We start from the raw sequence: 22,533 nt of genomic DNA, 5'->3' as shown, positions 1-22,533 counted from the left end.
CAGTAGCTCGCGTTACAACGCATCAGGGGACGCAAACTATTTATTGCGTTTGAAGCCAGTAAATCCGGGGCCATCAAAAAGACCGGGGCGCTCAGGTTTCAAGCAAAAATGTCACAGGGCCATCATTGATCAGGTGCACCTGCATATCTGCACCAAACTGGCCCGTTTCCACCGTCTCGTGGGAGCTTTTGGCCTTCGTCACCAAATAGCCAAACAGCTCGGCGCCGAGGGCCGGGGGTGCAGCTTTTGAAAAGCTCGGCCGCATCCCGCTTTTGGTATCTGCCGCCAGTGTGAACTGAGAGACCAGCAGTAAGCCGCCATTAACGTCGATTAACGAAAGATTCATCTTCCCGTCGGCGTCACTGAATACCCGATAGTTAAGCAGCTTGTGCAACATCTTGTCGGCGCTGGCCGGCGTGTCTTGAGGCTCGATGCCAATCAGGACCATTAAACCTTGATCAATCGCACCAATGGTCTGGCCGGCAACGTCGACGCGCGCCTGGGAAACGCGCTGAAGCAAGGCCTTCATTTATGCCTCTTCCGGCGGCAGATCCAGCAAACGGCGCGCCACTTCTGACGCCGCCCGCACCAGCGCATCGGTGATGCCTGGCTCGGACGCCGAGTGACCGGCTTCGCGGATGACCTGCAGTTCACTGTTCGGCCACGCCTGGTGCAGCTCCCAGGCGTTGTCCAGCGTGCAGATCATGTCGTAGCGGCCATGGACGATGATGCCCGGCAGATGGGCGATTTTCGGCATGTCGCGAATCAGCTGGTTTTCTTCGAGGAACGCACCATTGGTGAAGTAATGGCATTCGATGCGCGCAATGGACAAGGCGCGATGGGGTTCGGTGAAGCGATCGACCACCTGCGGGTTCGGACGCAATGTGGCGGTGCGCCCTTCCCATGTCGACCACGCCTTGGCGGCGTGCATCTGGGCGATCTGATCATTGCCGGTGAGGCGTTTGTGGAATGCGGCGAGCACGTCGTGGCGCTCGTCCGGCGGGATCGGCGCCATGTAGTCCTGCCAGTAATCCGGGAACAGCCGGCTCGCGCCTTCCTGGTAGAACCACTTGATGTCCTGGGGCCGGCTCAAAAAGATGCCGCGCAAGATCAAAGCATGGACCCGATCCGGGTGCTTCTGCGCGTATGCGAGGGAGAGCGTCGAACCCCACGAGCCACCGAACACCACCCATTTGTCGATGCCCAGGTGGGTGCGGATGCGTTCGAGGTCATCGACCAGGTGCCAGGTGGTGTTGTTTTCCAGGCTGGCATGTGGCGTTGAACGACCGCAGCCGCGCTGATCGAAGGTGATGATGCGATAGAGATTAGGATCGAAATAACGGCGGCTCTGTGCATCGCATCCCGAACCCGGCCCCCCGTGAATGAATATGACGGGCAGGCCGTCCGGCGAGCCGCTTTCATCGACATACAGTACATGCGGCTCTTCCACCGCCAGATCGTGCCGGGCGTAAGGTTTGATCTGCGGGTACAAAGTCTGCATAGGTGCTCCAAAAGTCCAGTTCAGGGGCTGCGGTCTATCTGCCGTTGGGCATCATAAACCTGAATCGGCGAATGAACATGCCCGCCTCATTCCGGCCAACTGTTATCCCCTGTTTCACAGGCACATGCCCGCTGACAGCAAAACATGAGCAAGATCAACGCCAGAGTGGAACGATCAATGCAAGGCGTCTCCAGATACGGGGGAATGCGCCAGAGAATTGCCTTCGATGTGCAATGACGGCGAACCGGGGTAGCTTGTTCGAGTCGAACCGAGGGTTGTGCAACCGCGTATTTTCCGTCCGACCGGGAGGAAATAACCAATGACACGCCCTACAGTCAACCCACCCATTTAATCGTCAAACCAACTTGAGGTCGTACCCGATGTCTCCGGAACCCAACGTTCGTGACGCTGAAGTGGCAGCCTTCCGAGAAGCTGTGCTGAACAAACTCGAGTATGCCGTCGGTAAAGACCCCGACCATGCCTTCGACCATGACTGGTTCATGGCCATCGCGCTGGCGACTCGCGACAAAATGGCCGAGCGCTGGATGAACCACACGCGCTACGTCTATCGGCAGGAAAAAAAGCGTGTCTATTACCTCTCCCTCGAGTTCCTGATCGGCCGTCTGATGTTCGACAGCCTGAGTAACCTGGGCATCCTCGAAACCGCGCGCGAAGCGTTGAAAGGCCTGAACGTCGACTTGGAGCAGATTCGCTCGCTGGAGCCTGACGCTGCACTGGGCAACGGCGGCCTCGGTCGTCTGGCCGCCTGCTTCATGGAAAGCATGTCGACCCTCGGCATTGCGGGCCATGGCTACGGCATTCGTTACGAGCACGGCCTCTTCCGTCAGGCCATCGTCGATGGCTGGCAGCAGGAGCAGACCGAGAACTGGCTGGACTTTGGTAACCCCTGGGAATTCGAACGCCCTGAAGTGATTTACCAGATCGGCTTTGGCGGCAGCGTGCAGCCTCTGCTTGATGCAGCCGGCGCACCTGTGCTGGACGCCTCGGGCGAAACCCGTCAGGTCTGGACCGCAGGCGAAACCGTTCGGGCGATTGCTTACGACACGCCGGTCGTGGGCTGGCGCGGCAAAGCGGTGAACACGCTGCGCCTGTGGCGTGCGCGCGCCGTGGAAGACCTGCATCTGGAACGCTTCAACGCCGGCGACCACGTCGGTGCGGTGGCGGAAGTGGTGCGGGCCGAAAGTATTTCCCGTGTGCTGTATCCAAACGACAGCACCGAAGCGGGCCAGGAACTGCGCCTGCGTCAGGAATTCTTCTTCGTCTCGGCGTCGTTGCAGGATTTGCTGCGCCGCCACAAGAACATGGGCTACAGCATCGGCAGCCTGCCGGAACACGTTGCCATCCAGATGAACGACACGCACCCGTCGATCGCCGTGGCGGAGCTGATGCGCGTCCTGATCGACCTGCACGACGTGGAATGGGATGAAGCCTGGCGCATCACCGTCGGCACCCTGGCGTACACCAACCACACGCTGCTGCCTGAAGCGCTGGAAACCTGGTCGGTCGGCCTGATGGAGCGCATGTTGCCGCGCCACATGCAGATCATTTACATGATCAACGCCCAGCACATCGACAAGGTCCGCCTGGACTTCAAAGACGATCCTGGCCTGTTCGACCTGTTGCGCGCCGTCTCGCTGATCGAAGAAGACAACGGCCGTCGCGTGCGCATGGGTAACCTGGCGTTCCTTGGATCGCACAGTGTGAACGGTGTGTCGGCGCTGCACACGCAGCTGATGCGCAAGACCGTTTTCGCTCATCTGCACAAGCTGCACCCGGACCGTATCAACAACAAAACCAACGGCATCACCTTCCGCCGCTGGCTGTTCCAGTCCAACCCGCAACTCACTTCCATGCTGGTCAACGAGCTCGGCGAGCAGGTACTCGACAACCACGAGACCGCGCTGCTGAAACTGGAGCCGCTGGCTGAAGACCCTCGATTCCAGCAGGAATTTGCCGCTCAACGCCTGCAAAGCAAACAGGCTCTGGCCACGATCATTCAGGACCGCCTGGGCATCGTGATTAACCCTGAGGCGATGTTTGACGTGCAGGTCAAACGCATCCACGAGTACAAGCGTCAGCTGCTGAACCTGTTCCACACCGTGGCGCTGTATCAGGCCATGCGTGCCGACCCGAGCACCGATTGGGTGCCGCGCGTGAAGATCTTCGGCGGCAAGGCGGCGGCCAGTTATCACTCGGCCAAGCTGATCATCAAGCTGACCAACGACATCGCGCGCACGGTCAACAATGACCCGACGTTGCGCGGCCGTTTGAAAGTGGTGTTCATGCCCAACTACAACGTCAGCCTGGCGGAAAGCATCATTCCGGCAGCGGATCTGTCGGAGCAGATTTCCACGGCAGGCCTGGAAGCGTCCGGCACCAGCAACATGAAGTTCGGCCTCAACGGCGCGCTGACCATCGGTACCCTCGACGGCGCCAACGTGGAGATGAGCGAGCAGGTCGGTCTGGAGCACATGTTCATCTTCGGCATGACCTCGCAGGAAGTCGAAGCACGCAAGCATGCCGGTGAGTTCAACGCGCATCAGGACATCGCAGCGTCCGGGCGTTTGAATGACGTGCTGCAAGCGATCCGGGGCGGGGTGTTCTCGCCGGATGATCCGTATCGCTACGCCGGGCTGATCGATCAGTTGATCAACTACGACCGCTTCTTCGTGTGCGCTGACTTCGAGTCGTACTGGCACGCCCAGGCCAAGGTCGAAGCGCGCTGGCACGATTCGAAAGAATGGTGGCGTTCGGCGGTGCTCAACACTGCGCGCATGGGCTGGTTCTCTTCGGACCGGACCATCCGCGAGTACGCGACCGAAATCTGGAACGCGCTGGATTAAGGGCGTGTGAGGTGATTGTCTCAGCCGAGACGATCACCTCGATGTGACCGCTCGCTCTCGCAGCAAGTACAAATCCTGTGGGAGCTTGCTCGCGAAGACTTACTTTCATTCACCAGAAACGCCTGGCCGGGGACAGATTAATTTACGGTGAAGCGTTGTAAATAAATCAGTCCCCTTCCACCCCGCTTCCACCCCGGCCACACCGCTCGGTTTCGAGGCAGATGCAAATCCTGTGGGAGCGAGCTTGCTCGCGAAGACTTACTTTCATTCACCAGAAACGCTTGGGCGGGGACAGATTAATTTACGGTGAAGCGTTGTAAATAAATCAGTCCCCTTCCACCAGTAAATAAATCAGTCCCCTTCCACCGGTCCCCTTCCTCCGCACTTCCACCGCAGTCCTTTTCCACTTGGCTCCCCTCCCCGACACAAAATGTTTCCCCTTTCCTGACGCCCGATATACTTTTCGCCATCGCCGTTGATCGGCTGAAAAGGGATGTCGTCGCGTGCAATGGATTCTTCTGCTGGCCGGTCTGGTGATCGGAGCGCTTCTTGATGGGTCGCTGTTGGGCGGCGCGGTCGGGGCGGTCATTGGCCTGGCGGCGGGCTTGAGCTTCCGGCTGAGTGCATTGACGCGGGAAACCGCCGTGCAGAAAGCCGAACTTGCCAAGACCCGGCAGGACCTCGACGCCGTACAACAACGCCTCAGCCAGCTGGATTCCGCCGCCGCCCAGTTGCCGGACGCACCCGTGTCCGCGCCGTTGAATGTTCAGCCCATCGCAGACGATGGCCCGGAGCTGCTGTGGGATCTACCGGACCTCGAGCCGGCCGCCTCGGACGTTGGCGATTCGGAATGGAGTCGCCCTGCACCGGCGCCATCACCCACAGCCCCGAGCTACGCGCCCGCTGCTGCATCCGCCTCCCTGCCCGCTTCAACCCAGCCCGCCCCTGCCGAGCAAAACCTGTTCGACAGCGCCTTCATGCGCGCAAAAAACTGGCTGCTGGGTGGTAACACCGTGCTGCGGGTCGGCGTGGTGTTGCTGTTTCTCGGTCTGGCGTTTCTGCTGCGCTACGCCACCGAAGGCATGGTCGTCCCGATCGAAGCCCGTTATGCCGGTGTCGCGGGGGCAGCCTTGACGCTGCTGGGGTTGGGTTGGGGGCTGCGGCATCGCAATGAATCCTTCGCGCTGATGCTGCAGGGGACGGGCGTCGCGGTGCTGTACCTGACCGTGTTCGCCGCCATGAAAGTCCACACCTTGCTGGCGCCGGGGATGGCATTCAGCCTGCTGGTGGCGGTCACCGTGTTTTCGGCCATTCTCGCCGTCACGCAAAACTCTCTGGCCCTCGCCTGCGTCGCCGCTCTGGGCGGATTTGCCGCGCCGCTGCTGACATCCTCCGGCGACGGCAGTCACGTCGCGCTGTTCAGTTATTTCGCCCTGCTCAACGCCGGCATTGTCGCCATCGCGTGGTTCAAGGCCTGGCGCCCGCTGAACCTGATCGGCTTCATCGGCACGTTCGGCATCGGCTTCGCCTGGGGCATGGGCGCGTACACGCCCGAGCTGTTCTGGAGCACGGAACCCTTCCTGATCCTGTTCTTCCTGATGTACTTGGCCATCGGCCTGCTGTTCGCCCGGCGCACGCTGCAAGAACACGCCGCCGGGCCCGACGACAGCCGGGAAGCCACCCTGCGCGGGTCCTCGCGTCAGACCCACTACGTCGACGGCAGCCTGTTGTTCGGCACACCCATCGTCGGCTTCGGCCTGCAGTACGCGCTCGTTCAACACATCGAATTCGGCGCTGCGTTGAGCGCACTGGCGCTGGGCTTGCTGTACATGGGCATCGCTCGGTTCCTGGCCGGGCGCGCACCGGGTCGGGCGTTGCTGCTGGTCGAAACGTGCCTGTCGCTGGGCGTTGTCTTCGGCACGCTGGCGATTCCCCTTGGCCTCAGCGCGCAATGGACGACCGTCGCCTGGGTGGTCGAAGGCGCGGCGGTGTTCTGGCTCGGTATGCGCCAGAACCGCGTGCTGGCTCGAGGTTTCGGGCTGCTGTTGCAACTGGGCGCGGGGATGGCGTTTCTGGGCGTGGTCGGGCGCTGGTATGTGCCGACGTTCAATCAGGGGGATTTCTGGACCCCCTTGATCATCGCACTCGCTGGTCTGGTCAGCGCGTTCTCCGTGGAGCGCATCGGGACTTTGCGTCTGTCGCTAAGCAAGCGTGTATTGCAACCTGCGTTGCTGATGTGGGGAACGCTTTGGTGGTCCGTAGCGCTGTTCATCATGACTGACTACGTAGCAGGCCCGAACGTGTTCTCGACGTTGCTGGTGCTGGGCGCCGTTAGCGTTGGGCTGTGGACCATGGCAGCCCTGCGCCTGAACTGGACGGGGATCGCACAGCTGACGACGCTGCTGACGCCGATGAGCGCTGTGTTGCTCGTGCTGATGAGTTTCAACGCCTATTACAACCCTGCCGCCGATTGGGGCTGGCTGGGCTGGCTCGCGGTGATTGCGGTTCACCTGTGGTCCTTGAAGAAGCTCGACAAATTGCTGCTCCCGCGCCTGCGCAGTGGGGCCCATATGATCGGCTGCTGGCTGATCATCAGCGTTTTCTCGCTGCAACTTCGTTACGGAATGCTGGTGTTGTCGGAGGCGTACAACGCCTGGCGCTGGCTGGGCTGGGCGTTGCTGCCGAGCCTGTACTTGCTGGCGATGAGGGCTTCCCGCACGTGGCTCTGGCCCGTCAACGCCTATCCGCGTGAATACCGTGTCTGGGCCGCCGCGCCGCTGGCGGCATTGATGCTCGCCTGGTTCTGGCTGGCGAACGGGTTCAGCGAAGGCGCTGCCGACCCCCTGCCCTATCTTCCATTGCTGAACCCGCTGGAACTGGGCCTGTTGATCACGCTGACCGGCATCGTCAGCTGGACCCGCCAGCAACTTCCGCAATTGGGCGTCAGCGAGGGGCGTGCTCAGAAAGCGGCGCTGGTCATTGCCGGCGCATCGCTGTTCGCTCTGATCACCGCCATGGTGCTGCGCACGGCCCATCACTGGGCCGGCGTGGCCTGGCACCCCGACGCGCTGTTTGAATCGATGCGTGTGCAGGCCGGGCTTTCCATCGTCTGGACGCTGACCGCGCTGGCGCTGATGATCGGCGGCCATCTGCGCGCGCGTCGGGACCTGTGGATTGCCGGCGCCGCACTGATCGGGGTCGTCGTGGCCAAACTGTTCTTCGTCGAGCTGAGCAATCGTGGCGGTCTGGAGCGGATCATTTCCTTTATCGGCGTTGGCGTTCTGTTGCTGGTGGTGGGATATTTCGCCCCCCTGCCGCCCCGGCATCCGGCTCGAAGCGAGGGTCTGACCGACGCCGACGCGGCGGACCGGGCATCGAAATGAAGCGCGTAAGGAGTGTTCAGTTGAGTCGTCAGTTCGTCATCAAGGCCGCCCTGCTTGCCCCGTTGCTGGGCTCGCTGCTGTGCGCGGCCCCGCTCAGCCAGGCGGAGGATCTGCCGGATGATTTCACCACCCACGCGCCGCTGACCGTCAGCGGCGAAGGGCCCTGGTATCGGCTGGAATTGCCCCTCGGCGTGCAGTTGAACGCGCGCCAGAGCACTCTCAACGATGTGCGCGTTTTCAACGCAGACGGCCAGGCCCAGCCCTACGCAATCACCCAAAGCCCGCCCCAGCGTGCAGCCGACGCAAGCCCGGTCTCGGTGAAGTGGTTCCCGCTGTACAACAGTGATGCCGCGAAAGACGCCGAGCCGAAAATCCGCGTCGAGCGAACGCCGAACGGCACGCTGGTGGAGGTGCAGCCCCAGGGTGAGATCGAGGCGGGCGAAGAGATTCTGCGCGGCTGGTTGCTCGACACCAGCGCGATCAACGCGCCGCTGGATCAATTGATCCTGGACTGGAGCAGCGAGCGCGACGGCTTTCAGCGGTTCAGCATCGAGGCCAGCGACGACCTCCAGCACTGGCAGCGCTGGGGCGAGGGTCAGGTCGCGAGGCTGTCATTTGCTGAAGAGTTGGTTGAGCAGCGCGTCGTCAATCTGCCGGGGCGCAGCGCCCGCTATCTGCGTCTGCTGTGGAAATCGCCCCTGTCCGCGCCGACGCTGAACGCCGTGCAACTGATCAGCACGCAGCCCGGCGTGCTGCCGTTGAGCTGGTCGCCGGCCATCAATGGCCGCGTCGAAAAACCTGGCGTGTATGTGTGGCAACTGCCGGTGGCCCTGCCGCTGGAACGCATGCGGATCGACATCGCGCAACCCAACAGCCTCGCGCCTGCCACGCTCTATGGGCGTCGTGACAGCAACGCAGCGTGGGAGTTGATCGACAACGGCCTGCTTTATCGGCTCAGCCAGAACGGTCAGGACGTTGTGCAGGACGAAATGGAGCTGCCCGGCAATGTCGTGCAGCAGCTTAAACTTGAGGTCGATGACCGCGGCGGCGGCCTGGGCAATGACGCGCCGACGCTGAGCTTTGCCGTGCGCGCCACGCAACTGGTGTTCCTCGGTCGCGGCGCGCCGCCTTACAGCCTGGCCGTCGGCAACGCCACGGTGAAAAGCGCGGCGTTGCCACTGGCGACGCTGATTCCCGGTGTCAGCCCGGAGAAGCTGGCAGCACTGGGCAGCGCGTCCATGGCCGCGACACCTGTGGCGCCGGTTGCTCCGGCAGCGCCCGTGGAGGCCAGTGGTCCCGACATGAAGCGCATCGGTCTGTGGGCCGTGCTGATACTCGGGGTGATTTTTCTGGCATGGATGGCGCTTGGCACACTGCGCGGGTCGCGTAGCAAGTAACGCGCAAAACAACGCGCCAAATTATAAGTGTCGGGGTGATGACGCTGAATCGTCCCGGCATCGAAAAAATTGCAGACGATGCCCGCCAATTCGTCACCCCGATCGCGTTACGCTTAACGTACAACCGATGCGACTGGGTACGGCGATCCCTTGTGGGACCGGCTTCAGCCGGGAAGGCGTCGGTCGTCACGCTGCAAGATTTTTGGTGTTCACACTGGCCTCTTCCCGGCTAAAGCCGGTCCCACCAGGATGTAGCCCGTGAACTGAATCACTACCTACCCGGTCTGACAGGCAGTATTAAATTTCCGCTCACGCTAGACTGTGCGCGTTTTTATCCCCCATTTCGGAGCTCTCCATGTCCCGCGTTACCTTGAGTCGTTATCTGATCGAGCAGACCCGCACCAACAACACCCCTGCCGATCTGCGCTTTCTGATTGAAGTCGTGGCGCGTGCGTGCAAGGAGATCAGCCACGCGGTATCCAAAGGCGCCCTGGGCGGCGTGCTTGGCAGCATGGGCACTGAGAACGTGCAGGGTGAAGTGCAGAAGAAACTGGACGTGATGTCCAACGAGATTCTGCTCGAAGCCAACGAATGGGGTGGTCACCTGGCGGGCATGGCGTCCGAAGAAATGGACAACGCCTACCAGATCCCCGGCAAATACCCGAAAGGCGCCTACCTGCTGGTGTTCGACCCACTGGACGGCTCGTCCAACATCGACATCAACGCGCCGGTCGGCACGATCTTCTCGGTGCTGCGTTGCCCGAACGAGTACCTGAGCCAGAACGAAGCGCTGAACGAGAAGGCGTTTCTGCAGCCTGGCACTCAGCAAGTCGCCGCCGGTTACGCCATCTATGGCCCGCAGACCATGCTGGTGCTGACCCTGGGTGACGGCGTCAAAGGCTTCACCCTGGACCGTGAGATGGGCAGCTTTGTCCTCAGCCACGAAGACATCAAGATCCTGGAGTCCACTCAGGAATTCGCGGTCAACATGTCCAATCAGCGTCACTGGGAAGCCCCGGTCAAGCGCTACGTCGAAGAGCTGCTGGCGGGCGAAGACGGCCCGCTGAAAAAGAACTACAACATGCGTTGGGTCGCGGCGATGGTGGGCGACGTCCACCGCATCCTGACCCGTGGCGGTCTGTTCATGTACCCGCGCGATTCCCGCGAGCCTTCCAAGCCGGGCAAGCTGCGCCTGATGTACGAAGCCAACCCGATGTCGTTCCTGGTTGAACAAGCCGGCGGCGCGTCGACCGACGGCCATCAGCGCATCCTCGACATTCAGCCCGAAGGCCTGCACCAGCGTGTTGCTGTGTTCCTGGGTTCGAAAGAAGAAGTGGAACGCGCAACGGCGTATCACAAGGAATAAGGTTCTGAATGGCCGCCTTTGGCGGCCATTTTTCTGAGAGCTGCAGCCGCTTGTGTGGGAGCGCCACCTCGGTCATTCCCACAGGCTTTGTGTTTGCCGCGCGAACGAGCGGTTGCCCGAACGAGCAGGAAATCCTCTCCCTTCGGAAGCCGTCCTCCCCTTTTTTCTTCTAAGCTTGCGGCATCAGGTCGGCGCTGCGACGCTGCTCTCTCCCTCGATTCAGGAGTTCATCTCATGTCTTTGCGCACTCTCGCGGTGTTGTCGTTCTGCGTATTGCTGGCGGCCTGCAGCAAAGTGACTCAGGAAAATTATTCGAAAATCTCGGCCGGCATGGCTAAGGCGCAGGTCGAGCAATTGCTCGGCAGTCCAACCGAGTGCTCCGGCGCGTTGGGGATGTCCAGCTGCACGTGGGGCGATGCGAAGACGTTCATCAGCGTCCAGTACGCCGCCGACAAGGTCGTACTGTTCTCAGCGCAGGGGCTTGAATGAATATTCGTCAGGCACTGAAGCTCGGCGCCGTGGCGATAGCGGCAGTTTGGCTGGCTGGCTGTGCGGTCAAGCCTGAAAGCGAATCCATGGCGCCGAAGACGGTTGATCATGTCGATCTCAAGCGTTATCAAGGCACCTGGTACGAGGTGGCGCGGCTGCCGATGTTCTTCCAGCGCAACTGTGCGCAGTCCGAAGCGCACTACACGCTGAAGGCTGACGGGAACATTGCCGTCACCAACCGTTGCCGCACCCTCGAGGGCAAGTGGGAGCAGGCAACCGGGACCGCTTCACCGCAGATTCAGGGCAAGACCGATAAGCTGTGGGTCGTGTTCGATAACTGGTTCTCGAACCTCTTCCCGGGCGTGGCGAAGGGCGATTACTGGGTGCTGTACGTGAGCCCCGACTACACAGTGGCGCTGGTGGGCAGCCCGAGCCGCAAGTTCCTGTGGCTGCTGTCGCGCACGCCTCACGTGCCGGATGGGGTGCGCAACGACCTGCTGATGAAAGCGCAGCAACAGGGTTACGACACGACCAAGCTGATCTGGCGGGTAGCGGACTCGAAAGTAGGCAAGGCTGCGGACTGACTCAGCCCAGCAACTCCCGCAACACCTGAGCGAACGCACGGCTGCTCTGCCCTTCATCGGCATGGTGGCCGTCGCGGATCACCCAGCGGCCATTGACCATCACATCCCTGATCTGACGATCACTTCCGGCGAACAGCCAGCGATTGAGAATGGCATCGCCGGACGCCGTCGCGAGATACGGATCGTTGCCGTCGAGCACCAGCCAGTCTGCACGCTTGCCCACCTCCAACGCGCCCACCGGTTGCCCCATCGCCTGCGCACCGCCCACCAGCGCCGCGTCGTACAGCGTACGTCCGACCATCGGCTGATCCGGCCGGTACAGACGATTACGACGCTGATCGCGGAGACGTTGGCCGTATTCCAGCCAGCGCAACTCTTCGACCACGCTCAGCGACACATGGCTGTCGGAACCAATGCCCCAACGCCCGCCTTGTGCGATGTAATCCACCGCCGGGAATATCCCGTCGCCCAGATTTGCCTCTGTGGTCAGGCACAGCCCCGCGACCGCATGACTTTGCGCCATCAACGCCACTTCGTCCGGCTTGGCATGGGTCGCATGAACCAGGCACCAGCGCGCGTCGACATCGACGTTTTCATACAGCCACTGCAACGGCCGGCGACCGCTCCAGTCCAGGCAATCGTCGACTTCCTTTTGCTGCTCGGCAATATGGATGTGGATGGGGCAATGAGGGTCGCTGGCGGCAGTTACGTCGCTGATCTGCTGCGGCGTCACGGCGCGCAACGAGTGAAAGCACAGCCCCAGCGCCTGGGCGGGTTCCGCGGCGATGACGGGCTTCAGGCGGGACTGCAGATCCAGGTAACTGTCGTTGCTGTTGATGAACCGGCGCTGGCCCTCGTTCGGCGTCAGGCCGCCAAAACCAGAGTGGCTGTAGAGCACCGGCAGCAGGGTCATGCCGATGCCGACCGAACTCGCGGCCTGACTGACCTGCAGCGCCAGCTCGGCAGGGTCGGCGTAGGGCTTGCCGCTGGTGTCCTGATGGACGTAGTGAAACTCCGCGACCGAGGTAAAACCGCCCTTGAGCATCTCGATGTACAGCTGCCGCGCGATGACGCCGAGCTGCTGCGGGCTGATCTGCCCGACGAGGCGATACATCAGGTCGCGCCAGGTCCAGAAACTGTCATTGGGATTGCCGGCCACTTCTGCCAGACCGGCCATGGCGCGCTGAAAAGCGTGGGAGTGCAGGTTGGGCATGCCCGGCACGACCGGCCCGTTGAGCCACTCGGCGTCACCACGTTCGGCGTCGGTCTGCACGTGGCTCAGCAGGCCATCGGCACCGACCTCGAAACGTACGTTGCTGGCCCAGCCGGTGGGCAACAACGCGCGTTCGGCAAAGAAAACGGACATGACTCGGCACCCCTCGCGTGAAATTGTCTATACATATACAGACGTTTACATGGCCGGTAAACTGCGCCGCGCTTGTCGGCACACGTGTTAATGGTTAGCGTGGACGCTGTAACCTCTCTCGCCTGAATAACGCCATAACAAGGATTTCTCCGTGCCGACTCCGCCTGCCAATTTGCCGCTGGCTTCCCAGATGGGTGACAGTCCGGCGCCGCTGTACGCCAGGGTGAAGCACATGATCACCCAGCAGATTCAGAACGGCACCTGGCCGCCGCACCACCGCGTGCCGTCCGAGAGCGAACTGGTGACGCAACTGGGCTTCAGCCGCATGACGATCAATCGCGCCCTGCGCGAGATGACCGCCGAAGGGATGTTGGTGCGCATGCAAGGCGTCGGTACGTTCGTCGCCGAGCCCAAGACTCAATCCGCGCTGTTCGAAGTGCATAACATTGCCGATGAGATCGCCGCTCGCGGACATGTCCACACCTGCCAGGTCATCATTCTCACCGAAGAAGCCGCCGGTTCCGAACGCGCGCTGGCGCTCGACATGCGTGAAGGCCAGCGCGTGTTTCACTCGCTGATCGTGCATTTCGAAAACGATATTCCCGTGCAAATCGAAGACCGCTTCGTCAACGCCCTCGTCGCGCCGGACTACCTGCAGCAGGACTTCACCCAACAAACGCCCTACGCCTACCTTTCCCAGGTCGCGCCGCTGACCGAAGGCGAGCATGTGGTCGAGGCGATTCTCGCCGAACCCGACGAGTGTAAATTGCTGCAGATCGAAAAGGGCGAACCGTGCCTACTGGTGCGTCGGCGCACCTGGTCCGGCCGCCAGCCGGTGACTGCTGCCCGCCTGATTCATCCCGGCTCACGCCACCGCCTAGAAGGACGCTTCAGCAAATGACTCAACTGACTGTTCTGCGCGCTGCGGACTACCCGCGAATGCCTTGGAAAAACGGCGGCGGCAGCACCGAGGAAATCACCCGCGATGCCGGCGAAGGCATGGAAGGTTTCGGCTGGCGGCTGTCGATTGCCGACATCGCCGAGTCGGGCGGCTTTTCGGTGTTCGCTGGCTATCAGCGCATCATCACCGTGCTGCAAGGTGCAGGCATGACGCTGACTATCGATGGGAAGGACAGCGAGCCACTGCTGCCGTCCGATCCGTTCGCGTTCAGCGGCGACAGCGCGGTGTCGTGCACGCTGCTCGACGGCCCGATCCGCGACTTCAACCTGATCTATTCGCCAGCCCGTTACCGCGCGCGCCTGCAGTGGATCGACGTGATGCAGCCCCAGCGGTTTTTCAGTTCGGCTGACGTGTTCGTGGTGTTCAGCACCGCCGAGCAGATGGCCGCCAATATCGGCGAGCACCCCCCGCAAATGCTCGAAAAACATGACTGCTTACAATTGGAGAACGCCCCGGGCGCGCTCGTGGAAGCGGTGCTCTACGCCCCGCGCCCCAGCCGCGTGTGCGTGATCGAGCTGTCGCGCGTCTGAGTCCAGCCGTCCCTGTGTTAGATTGCGTTTTTTTCGCCAGCACAAGGACGACCATGACGATGCTCAACGACAATAAAGAAAGCCCACGAGCCCTCGCCATTCTTGCCAGTTTCCTTGCATCGGAGTCGGCAGGCGGCCTTGTGCTGATGGGCGCCGCCCTCGCCGCGATCATCGTCGCCAACTCCCCCCTCGCCCCCTCGTATTTCGCCGCACTGCACAGTGTCTGGGGCGGGTTGTCGATCGAGCTGTGGATCAACGACGGGCTGATGGCGATCTTCTTTCTGATGGTCGGCCTGGAAATCAAACGCGAAGTATTGGCCGGCGGTCTCGCCAGTTGGGGTCAGCGTGCGCTGCCCGGTTTCGCGGCAGCGGGCGGCATGCTGGTGCCGGCGCTGATCTACATCGGCGTCAACATGGGCAACGCCGAAACCATGAGCGGCTGGGCGATCCCGGCGGCCACTGACATCGCCTTCGCCCTTGGCGTGCTGTCGTTGCTGGGCAAGCGGGTGCCGACGTCGCTGAAGGTGTTTCTGGCCGCGCTGGCGATTCTCGATGACCTGGGCGCCGTCACCATCATCGCGCTGTTCTACAGCACCGGCCTGAACATGCCGATGCTGGGCGCCTCCTTCGCGACGCTGGCCGTGTTGGTGATCATGAACCGCATGGGCGTGCAGCGATTACTGCCGTACCTGCTGCTCGGTCTGTTGCTGTGGTTCTTTGTGCTGCAGTCAGGTGTGCATGCAACGTTGGCGGGTGTAGCCCTGGCGCTGTGCATTCCGCTGGGCACGCGCAAAGAAGAAGCCCGCTCGCCGCTGCTGTTTCTTGAAGAGAAAATGCACTACTGGGTGGCGTTCGCGGTGGTGCCGATTTTCGGATTTGCCAATGCGGGCGTGTCCCTGTCGGGCATTACTCTCGGCAATCTGGTCGACCCGGTGCCGCTGGGTGTGGCGCTGGGGCTGTTTGTCGGCAAGCAGATCGGCGTGTTTCTCGCTGCGGTGCTGGCGATCCGGTCCGGACTGGCGACACTGCCGGAAGGCAGCAACTGGCCCCAGCTGTATGGCGTGGCCCTGCTCTGCGGCATCGGGTTCACCATGAGTCTGTTCATCGGCAACCTGGCCTTCCCGGGCGCAGCGCATCTGATCGATGAAGTGAAAGTGGGCGTGTTGCTGGGCTCGATCGCGTCGGCGCTGGCCGGGGTGTGGCTGTTGCGCAGCAAGCTGGCACAGCGCTGATTGAGTCCAGACACAACGGTATCGCGCCGCAGACACTGGCCCTGTAGGAGTGAGTTTGCTCAAGAAGATGGCAGTACATCAGCAGGAGATTTTGCGGATGTATCAACCGCTTCGCGAGCAAGCTCGCTCCCACAGGTCAGTGGCTCCGTAAATAACTCTTCTGTTACCCCAGTCATGCACTGAGCTGGGGCGTTCGCACCGAAAAGTAACAATTCCCTTCTTTTCACCTTCCTTGAATCCGTAAGCCTTCGCACGGCTGAAACCTTGGCAAGCGCGCAGCAATGCGGGCCGAAGGGGTTTCTGCACCTGCAAAAGCAACGTTGGCCTCTTGGTTGCATATGCTTGTATGTACAAGTAAGCATGAGTCGATAAAAGCTGTTCCCAGCCGGTTCGGATTACAACGGCAGCACTCATGCAGAACCTTATTCCCACGTTCGTCACGGACTCCCGCGTCCAGGCCGGATCGATCATCGAGGACTGTTAAGTGACTACTGACCACAACACCCCTGCTCAGCAATGGACCAAACGCCGCGATGTGGAAATCCGCGCAGCCCGTGGCACGCAACTGACCGCCAAGAGCTGGATGACCGAGGCGCCGTTGCGGATGTTGATGAACAACCTCGACCCGGAAGTCGCCGAGAACCCGAACGAACTGGTGGTCTACGGCGGTATCGGTCGAGCAGCGCGCAACTGGGAGTGCTACGACAAGATCGTCGAGAGCCTGACGAACCTGAACGACGACGAAACCCTGCTGGTGCAGTCCGGCAAACCGGTCGGCGTGTTCAAGACCCACAGCAACGCGCCCCGCGTGCTGATCGCCAACTCCAACCTGGTGCCGCACTGGGCGAGCTGGGAGCACTTCAACGAACTGGATGCAAAAGGCCTGGCGATGTACGGCCAGATGACCGCCGGCAGCTGGATCTACATCGGTAGCCAAGGCATCGTCCAAGGCACCTACGAAACCTTCGTCGAAGCAGGTCGCCAGCATTACGACGGCAACCTGAAGGGCCGTTGGGTACTGACCGCAGGCCTGGGCGGCATGGGCGGCGCGCAGCCACTCGCGGCAGGGATGGCGGGCGCCTGCTCGCTGAACATCGAATGCCAGCAGAGCCGCATCGATTTCCGCCTGAAAACCCGTTACGTCGATGAGCAAGCCACGGACCTCGACGACGCCCTTGCCCGCATCGCCAAGTACACCGCCGAAGGCAAGGCGATCTCCATCGCCCTGTGCGGTAACGCTGCCGAGATCCTCCCGGAAATGGTCCGCCGTGGCGTGCGCCCGGACATGGTCACCGACCAGACCAGCGCCCACGACCCGCTCAACGGCTACCTGCCCAAAGGCTGGACATGGGAGCAGTACCGCGAGCGCGCCGCCACCGAGCCTGCCGCCGTGGTCAAGGCCGCCAAGCAATCCATGGCCGAGCACGTCGAAGCCATGCTGGCGTTCCAGAAAATGGGCGTGCCGACGTTCGATTACGGCAACAACATCCGTCAGATGTCCAAGGAAGTTGGCGTGACCAACGCGTTCGATTTCCCCGGTTTCGTGCCCGCTTACATTCGTCCGCTGTTCTGCCGTGGCGTCGGTCCGTTCCGCTGGGCCGCGCTGTCGGGCAATCCTGAAGACATCTACAAAACCGACGCCAAAGTCAAAGAGCTGATCCCGGACGATGCGCACCTGCACAACTGGCTGAACATGGCCCGTGAGCGCATCAGCTTCCAGGGTCTGCCGGCACGTATCTGCTGGGTCGGCCTGGGTCAGCGCGCCAAGCTGGGCCTGGCCTTCAACGAAATGGTCCGCAGCGGCGAGCTGTCGGCGCCGGTGGTGATCGGCCGTGATCACCTGGACTCCGGCTCCGTCGCCAGCCCGAACCGCGAGACCGAATCAATGCAGGACGGCTCCGACGCCGTGTCCGACTGGCCGCTGCTCAACGCGCTGCTCAATACCGCGAGCGGCGCGACCTGGGTCTCGCTGCACCACGGCGGCGGCGTCGGCATGGGCTTCTCGCAGCACTCGGGCATGGTCATCGTCTGCGACGGCACCGACGAAGCTGCCGAACGCATCGCCCGCGTCCTGCACAACGACCCGGCCACCGGCGTGATGCGTCATGCCGATGCCGGGTATCAGATTGCGATCGACTGCGCCAAAGAGCAGGGCCTGAACCTGCCGATGATCTGATACTTCAGTGGCCATCGCGCTGAACCCTGTGGGAGCGAGCTTGTTCGCGAATGGTGAGGCCCAGACGCAGGTGATGCTGCGGATGTACCGGCCCCTTCGCGAGCAAGCTCGCCCCCACAGATCCGCGCAGAAATGTGCCTGACGACTAGCGCTTCCAGAACTGTTTCGGGGATGTTTGAGATGGCTGTTCCAGATGATCGTGCTGCACCTGCTTCCGTGATCGAGCGGCGTTCAATCGATTACATCCCTGATGCCGAACGACACGGCCGTCTGTTCAGTCAGTTCACCCTCTGGCTGGGCGCCAACCTGCAAATCACAGCGATTGTCACCGGGGCGCTGGCCGTGGTGCTGGGCGGCGATGTGTTCTGGTCGCTGATCGGGCTGTTCATCGGGCAACTCATCGGCGGTGGCGTGATGGCACTCCATGCAGCACAAGGCCCGAAGCTCGGTCTGCCGCAGATGATTTCCAGTCGGGTGCAGTTCGGCGTTTATGGCGCGGTGATTCCGCTGGTGCTGGTGTGCCTGATGTACATCGGTTTTTCCGCCAGCGGCTCGCTGCTCGCGGGCCAGGCGGTGGCACAACTGATCAACGTGCCGGACTGGCAGGGCGTGGTGATCTTCGCGGCGGCCATCGTGGTACTGACCATTCTGGGCTACCGGGTCATCCACCTGATCGGCCGGGTCGCCAGCCTCATTGGCGTGATCGCGTTCGTTTACCTGTTCGCCGCACTGCTGGCGGGCAACGACGTCGGCGCGCTGTTGGGCAATAAGCACTTCTCGCTGAGCAGCTTCCTGCTGGCGATTTCCCTGTCGGCGTCCTGGCAGATCGCCTTTGGCCCTTACGTCGCGGACTACTCGCGCTATCTGCCGCGTAGCACCTCAGCCGGCAAAACATTCTGGGCGGTAGGTCTGGGGTCGGTGATCGGCGCGCAGGCGTCGATGGTGTTCGGCGTGTTCGCGGCGGCGCTGGCCGGTAAAAACTTCGCCCATCACGAGGTCTCGTTCATCGTCGGCCTCGGCGGGACCGGCGCGGTCGCGGCAGCGCTGTATTTCAGCATCGCGTTCGGCAAGGTGACCATCACTACGCTCAACGCCTACGGCAGCTTCATGTCCATCGCCACCATCGTCAGCGGCTTCCGTGGCAATCGGCACATCTCCAGCGCGCTGCGGCTGACGTACATCTTCGCCATGGTCGGGATCGCGACGGCCCTGGCGCTGCTGGGCAAGGACTCGTTCCTCAAGGACTTCTCGGCCTTCATCCTGTTTCTGCTGGCATTCTTCACGCCGTGGAGCGCGATCAATCTGGTGGATTTCTATTGCATCACCAAAGAGCGCTACGACATTCCGGCGCTCTCGGACCCGAACGGTCGCTACGGTCGCTGGAACGGGATGGGCATCGGGATTTACGTGCTGGGCGTGCTGATTCAGATGCCGTTCATCTCCACGCATTTCTACACCGGGCCACTGGTGGCGAGCCTCGATGACACCGACATCTCGTGGATCATCGGCCTCATCGTGCCGGCTGTGCTGTACTACGGGGCGGCGAAGAGGTGGCCGGGCAACGTGGCCGATCGCTTGATCCTGCCGACGGATTCGGGGGCACCTCAGGCAAGTCGCGCCGCTGCCCCTGCGCACGTGGCGGTGAACTGACCGTTCGTCCTGCACGTCTGTTGCAGGAGGCATGCTGGAGAGAGAAGCGGGACGAGGCCGCCAAGTGCCTCTCCCCTTGGCTGGAAGCCATCTGTTTTCGTTACTGCCGTCATCCACTACAAGACCGGAGCGTCACTCAATGAACACGAAAAAGGCCCTGCTATTCACGTTGCTCACCGCGGGCGTGCTCGCCAGTGGCGCCAGTCAGGCGGCGGGATGGTGCGAGTCCGGCAAGCCGGTGAAATTCGCCGGCCTGAACTGGGAAAGCGCAATGCTGCTGACCGATGTGCTGCAAGTGGTGCTGAACAAAGGTTATGGCTGCGAAGTGGACAGCCTGCCGGGCAACTCCATCACCATGGAAAACGCCCTGAGCACCAATGATATTCAAGTGTTTGCCGAAGAGTGGGTCGGCCGTAGCGAAGTCTGGAACAAGGCTGAAGCCGCCGGCAAAGTGGTCGGCGTCGGTTCGCCGGTCAAGGGTGCGGTGGAAGGCTGGTACGTGCCGCGCTACGTGATCGAAGGCGACGCCAAGCGCAAGCTGGAAGCCAAGGCACCGGACCTCAAGTCCATCGCCGATCTGGGCAAATACGCAGCCCTGTTCAAGGACGCCGAAGAGCCGGAAAAAGGCCGTTTCTATAACTGCCCGGCCGGCTGGACCTGCGAGCTGGAAAACAGCGAAATGCTGAAGAGCTATGGCCTGGAAAGCAAATACACCAACTTCCGCCCAGGCACCGGCCCGGCGCTGGATGCGGCGATTCTGTCCAGCTACAAGCGTGGCGAGCCGATCCTGGCGTACTACTGGTCGCCGACCCCGCTGATGGGCCAGGTGGACATGGTGCGTCTGGACGAGAAAGCCGGCGTGAACAAGACCATCGAGATCAAGGTCGGCCTGTCCAAGGCGTTCCACGAACAGGCGCCTGAACTGGTGTCGGTGATGGAGAAGGTCAACATCCCGATCGACCTGCTCAACCAGAATCTGGCGCGCATGACCAAAGAGCGCATCGAGTCGCCGAAGCTGGCGAAAATCTTCCTCAAGGAGCACCCGGAAGTCTGGCATCAGTGGGTGAGCGAGGATGCGGCGAAGAAGGTGGATGCCTCTCTCTGACAGGCACCGCTGTCTGTAGGAGCGTGGCTTGTCCCGCGAGCGGCCGGGAACCGGTCGTAGATAAGCCGAACGCGGTATGTCAGACACACCGCAGCGTTTGATTTTGCTGCCGCTTCGCGACAGATCGCGGGACAAGCCACGCTCCTACATGAACCAGGCCGCCACTCTAAACATCGAGATAACGATATGTTCCCCGAAAGCTTCACGTTCTCCATCGCCGACTGGGTCAATGACTGGGTCGACAAGCTGGTCACCAACTACGGCGACGTGTTCCGGCACATCTCCGACACGCTGCTGTGGGCCATCGTCAAGCTCGAAGGCCTGCTGCGCGTTGCGCCGTGGTGGCTGCTGCTGGCCATCGTCGGCCTGATCGCCTGGCACGCGACCCGCAAGATCACCACCACGGTGGTCATCGTCGGCCTGCTGTTTCTGGTCGGTGCCGTTGGCCTGTGGGACAAGCTGATGCAAACCCTGGCGCTGATGCTGGTCGCCACGCTGATCTCGGTGATTATCGGCATACCGCTCGGCATTCTGTCGGCGCGCAGCAATCGCCTGCGCTCGATACTGATGCCGCTGCTGGACATCATGCAGACCATGCCCAGCTTCGTGTACCTGATTCCGGTGCTGATGCTGTTCGGTCTGGGCAAGGTCCCGGCGATCTTCGCCACGGTCATCTACGCCGCGCCGCCGCTGATTCGCCTGACCGATCTGGGCATTCGTCAGGTCGATGGCGAGGTCATGGAAGCGATCAACGCCTTCGGCGCCAACCGCTGGCAGCAACTGTTCGGCGTGCAACTGCCGCTGGCCCTGCCAAGCATCATGGCCGGGATCAACCAGACCACGATGATGGCGCTGTCGATGGTGGTGATCGCCTCGATGATCGGTGCTCGCGGGCTGGGCGAAGACGTGCTGGTCGGCATTCAGACCCTCAACGTCGGACGCGGCCTGGAAGCGGGCCTGGCCATCGTCATTCTGGCGGTCGTGATCGACCGTATTACGCAGGCCTACGGCCGTCCACGGCATGAGGCGAACAAATGAGCGTCGAGACTATCAATCCAGCGAGCTCGGGCAATCCACTGAGCACGGGCGTTCCAGAGAACACGGGCGGCAAAATCGTCGTCAAGAACGTGTACAAGATCTTCGGCAACCGCGCCAAGGATGCATTGGCCATGGTCCAGAACAACCAGAGCAAGGATCAGGTCCTGGCGCAGACCGGCTGTGTGGTCGGCGTGAACGACCTGTCGCTGTCTATCTCCAGCGGCGAGATTTTCGTGATCATGGGCCTGTCGGGCTCCGGCAAATCGACCCTGGTGCGCCACTTCAACCGCCTGATCGACCCCACCAGCGGCGAGATTCTGGTCGATGGCGAAAACATCCTGACCTACGACATGGAAGCGCTGCGCAACTTCCGTCGGCACAAGATCAGCATGGTGTTCCAGAGCTTCGGCCTGCTGCCGCACAAGACCGTGATCGACAACGTCGCCTACGGCCTGACCATTCGTGGCGAGAGCAAAACGCAATGCGCCGAGCGCGCGCAGCACTGGATCACCACGGTGGGCCTGAAGGGCTACGAGAAAAAGTACCCCCATCAGCTCTCCGGCGGCATGCGTCAGCGTGTCGGCCTGGCACGGGCGCTGGCGGCCGACACCGACATTATCCTGATGGACGAAGCGTTCAGCGCACTCGATCCGCTGATCCGCGCCGAGATGCAGGATCAGTTACTGGAGCTGCAATCGAACCTGAAGAAAACCATCGTTTTCATCACCCACGACCTCGACGAAGCCGTGCGCATCGGCAACCGCATTGCGATTCTCAAGGACGGTCAGTTGATCCAGGTCGGGACACCGAAAGAAATCCTCTACTCGCCTGCCGACGATTACGTCGATCGCTTCGTGCAGCGGCGCGTGGCGACTCTCTAAGGACGCTGCG

Annotated in this window: 17 protein-coding genes; 14 read left to right on the top strand and 3 right to left on the bottom strand. The window is 61.8% G+C overall.

From position 1 onward, the window contains the following. Window positions 1–91: 91 nt before the first annotated feature. Both dtd and pip read right to left on the bottom strand, forming a co-directional pair. Window positions 92–529, bottom strand: coding sequence for a D-aminoacyl-tRNA deacylase (gene dtd, locus SLW75_RS25530; RefSeq protein ID WP_065986671.1), 438 nt, complete (start codon window positions 527–529; stop codon window positions 92–94). After that, the gene (pip, locus tag SLW75_RS25525) at window positions 530–1,501 is read right to left on the bottom strand and encodes a prolyl aminopeptidase (RefSeq protein ID WP_065986673.1); all 972 of its coding nucleotides are present in this window, start codon (window positions 1,499–1,501) and stop codon (window positions 530–532) included. A gap of 380 nt (window positions 1,502–1,881) precedes the next feature. Here pip and SLW75_RS25520 point away from each other — a divergent pair, with 380 nt between their 5' ends. The 6 genes from SLW75_RS25520 to SLW75_RS25495 all read left to right on the top strand — a co-directional run bounded on the left by SLW75_RS25520 (window position 1,882) and on the right by SLW75_RS25495 (window position 11,584). Further along, window positions 1,882–4,365 carry a glycogen/starch/alpha-glucan phosphorylase gene (locus SLW75_RS25520; RefSeq protein ID WP_296310921.1) on the top strand — a complete coding sequence of 828 codons (2,484 nt, stop codon included), beginning with the start codon at window positions 1,882–1,884 and terminating at the stop codon, window positions 4,363–4,365. Between the two features lie 503 nt (window positions 4,366–4,868). Continuing rightward, complete coding sequence (locus SLW75_RS25515) at window positions 4,869–7,748, top strand: DUF2339 domain-containing protein (protein WP_410935768.1); 2,880 nt, start codon at window positions 4,869–4,871, stop codon at window positions 7,746–7,748. Further along, complete coding sequence (locus SLW75_RS25510; RefSeq protein ID WP_410928145.1) at window positions 7,745–9,145, top strand: DUF3999 domain-containing protein; 1,401 nt, start codon at window positions 7,745–7,747, stop codon at window positions 9,143–9,145. Before SLW75_RS25515 ends, SLW75_RS25510 begins: the two co-directional genes overlap by 4 nt. 355 nt (window positions 9,146–9,500) lie before the next feature. Continuing rightward, the gene (locus tag SLW75_RS25505) at window positions 9,501–10,511 is read left to right on the top strand and encodes a class 1 fructose-bisphosphatase (RefSeq protein ID WP_410935767.1); all 1,011 of its coding nucleotides are present in this window, start codon (window positions 9,501–9,503) and stop codon (window positions 10,509–10,511) included. Window positions 10,512–10,745: 234 nt separating this feature from the next. Further along, a complete protein-coding gene (gene bamE / locus SLW75_RS25500) occupies window positions 10,746–11,000 on the top strand; it encodes an outer membrane protein assembly factor BamE (protein ID WP_192130878.1) in 255 nt (84 codons plus the stop codon). After that, window positions 10,997–11,584 carry a lipocalin family protein gene (locus SLW75_RS25495; protein ID WP_065986689.1) on the top strand — a complete coding sequence of 196 codons (588 nt, stop codon included), beginning with the start codon at window positions 10,997–10,999 and terminating at the stop codon, window positions 11,582–11,584. The genes bamE and SLW75_RS25495 overlap by 4 nt, the downstream gene beginning before the upstream one ends. 1 nt (window position 11,585) lies before the next feature. On the opposite strand, the gene SLW75_RS25490 is transcribed toward SLW75_RS25495, so the two are convergent. Beyond that, a complete protein-coding gene (locus SLW75_RS25490; protein ID WP_410935766.1) occupies window positions 11,586–12,950 on the bottom strand; it encodes a formimidoylglutamate deiminase in 1,365 nt (454 codons plus the stop codon). Between the two features lie 190 nt (window positions 12,951–13,140). Here SLW75_RS25490 and hutC point away from each other — a divergent pair, with 190 nt between their 5' ends. From hutC to SLW75_RS25450, 8 genes are all read left to right on the top strand, one after another. Then, window positions 13,141–13,851, top strand: coding sequence for a histidine utilization repressor (gene hutC / locus SLW75_RS25485; RefSeq protein WP_167355769.1), 711 nt, complete (start codon window positions 13,141–13,143; stop codon window positions 13,849–13,851). Next, window positions 13,848–14,441 (top strand): HutD family protein, encoded by a 594-nt coding sequence (locus SLW75_RS25480; protein WP_296312198.1) that lies wholly within the window; start codon window positions 13,848–13,850, stop codon window positions 14,439–14,441. Before hutC ends, SLW75_RS25480 begins: the two co-directional genes overlap by 4 nt. Before the next feature lie 59 nt (window positions 14,442–14,500). Beyond that, the gene (nhaA, locus tag SLW75_RS25475) at window positions 14,501–15,673 is read left to right on the top strand and encodes a Na+/H+ antiporter NhaA (protein WP_410935794.1); all 1,173 of its coding nucleotides are present in this window, start codon (window positions 14,501–14,503) and stop codon (window positions 15,671–15,673) included. A 484-nt stretch (window positions 15,674–16,157) separates the two neighbouring features. Further along, window positions 16,158–17,849, top strand: a complete 1,692-nt coding sequence (gene hutU, locus SLW75_RS25470) for a urocanate hydratase (protein WP_410935765.1) — start codon at window positions 16,158–16,160, stop codon at window positions 17,847–17,849. Window positions 17,850–18,029: 180 nt separating this feature from the next. Then, on the top strand, window positions 18,030–19,499 hold the full coding sequence (locus tag SLW75_RS25465) for a purine-cytosine permease family protein (RefSeq protein ID WP_369318315.1): 1,470 nt from the start codon (window positions 18,030–18,032) through the stop codon (window positions 19,497–19,499). Window positions 19,500–19,638: 139 nt separating this feature from the next. Beyond that, a complete protein-coding gene (locus tag SLW75_RS25460) occupies window positions 19,639–20,604 on the top strand; it encodes an ABC transporter substrate-binding protein (protein WP_410935764.1) in 966 nt (321 codons plus the stop codon). Window positions 20,605–20,790: 186 nt separating this feature from the next. After that, a complete protein-coding gene (locus SLW75_RS25455; protein ID WP_192130864.1) occupies window positions 20,791–21,642 on the top strand; it encodes an ABC transporter permease in 852 nt (283 codons plus the stop codon). Further along, window positions 21,639–22,523, top strand: coding sequence for a glycine betaine/L-proline ABC transporter ATP-binding protein (locus SLW75_RS25450; RefSeq protein ID WP_065986706.1), 885 nt, complete (start codon window positions 21,639–21,641; stop codon window positions 22,521–22,523). The genes SLW75_RS25455 and SLW75_RS25450 overlap by 4 nt, the downstream gene beginning before the upstream one ends. Window positions 22,524–22,533: the final 10 nt, after the last annotated feature.

The organism is Pseudomonas sp. W5-01 (assembly GCF_046540435.1).
In the GTDB taxonomy this organism is placed as follows: domain Bacteria; phylum Pseudomonadota; class Gammaproteobacteria; order Pseudomonadales; family Pseudomonadaceae; genus Aquipseudomonas; species Aquipseudomonas graminis_B.
The sequence above is the reverse complement of the archived record's forward strand: the minus strand, read 5'-3'. Positions and strand labels throughout refer to the sequence as shown.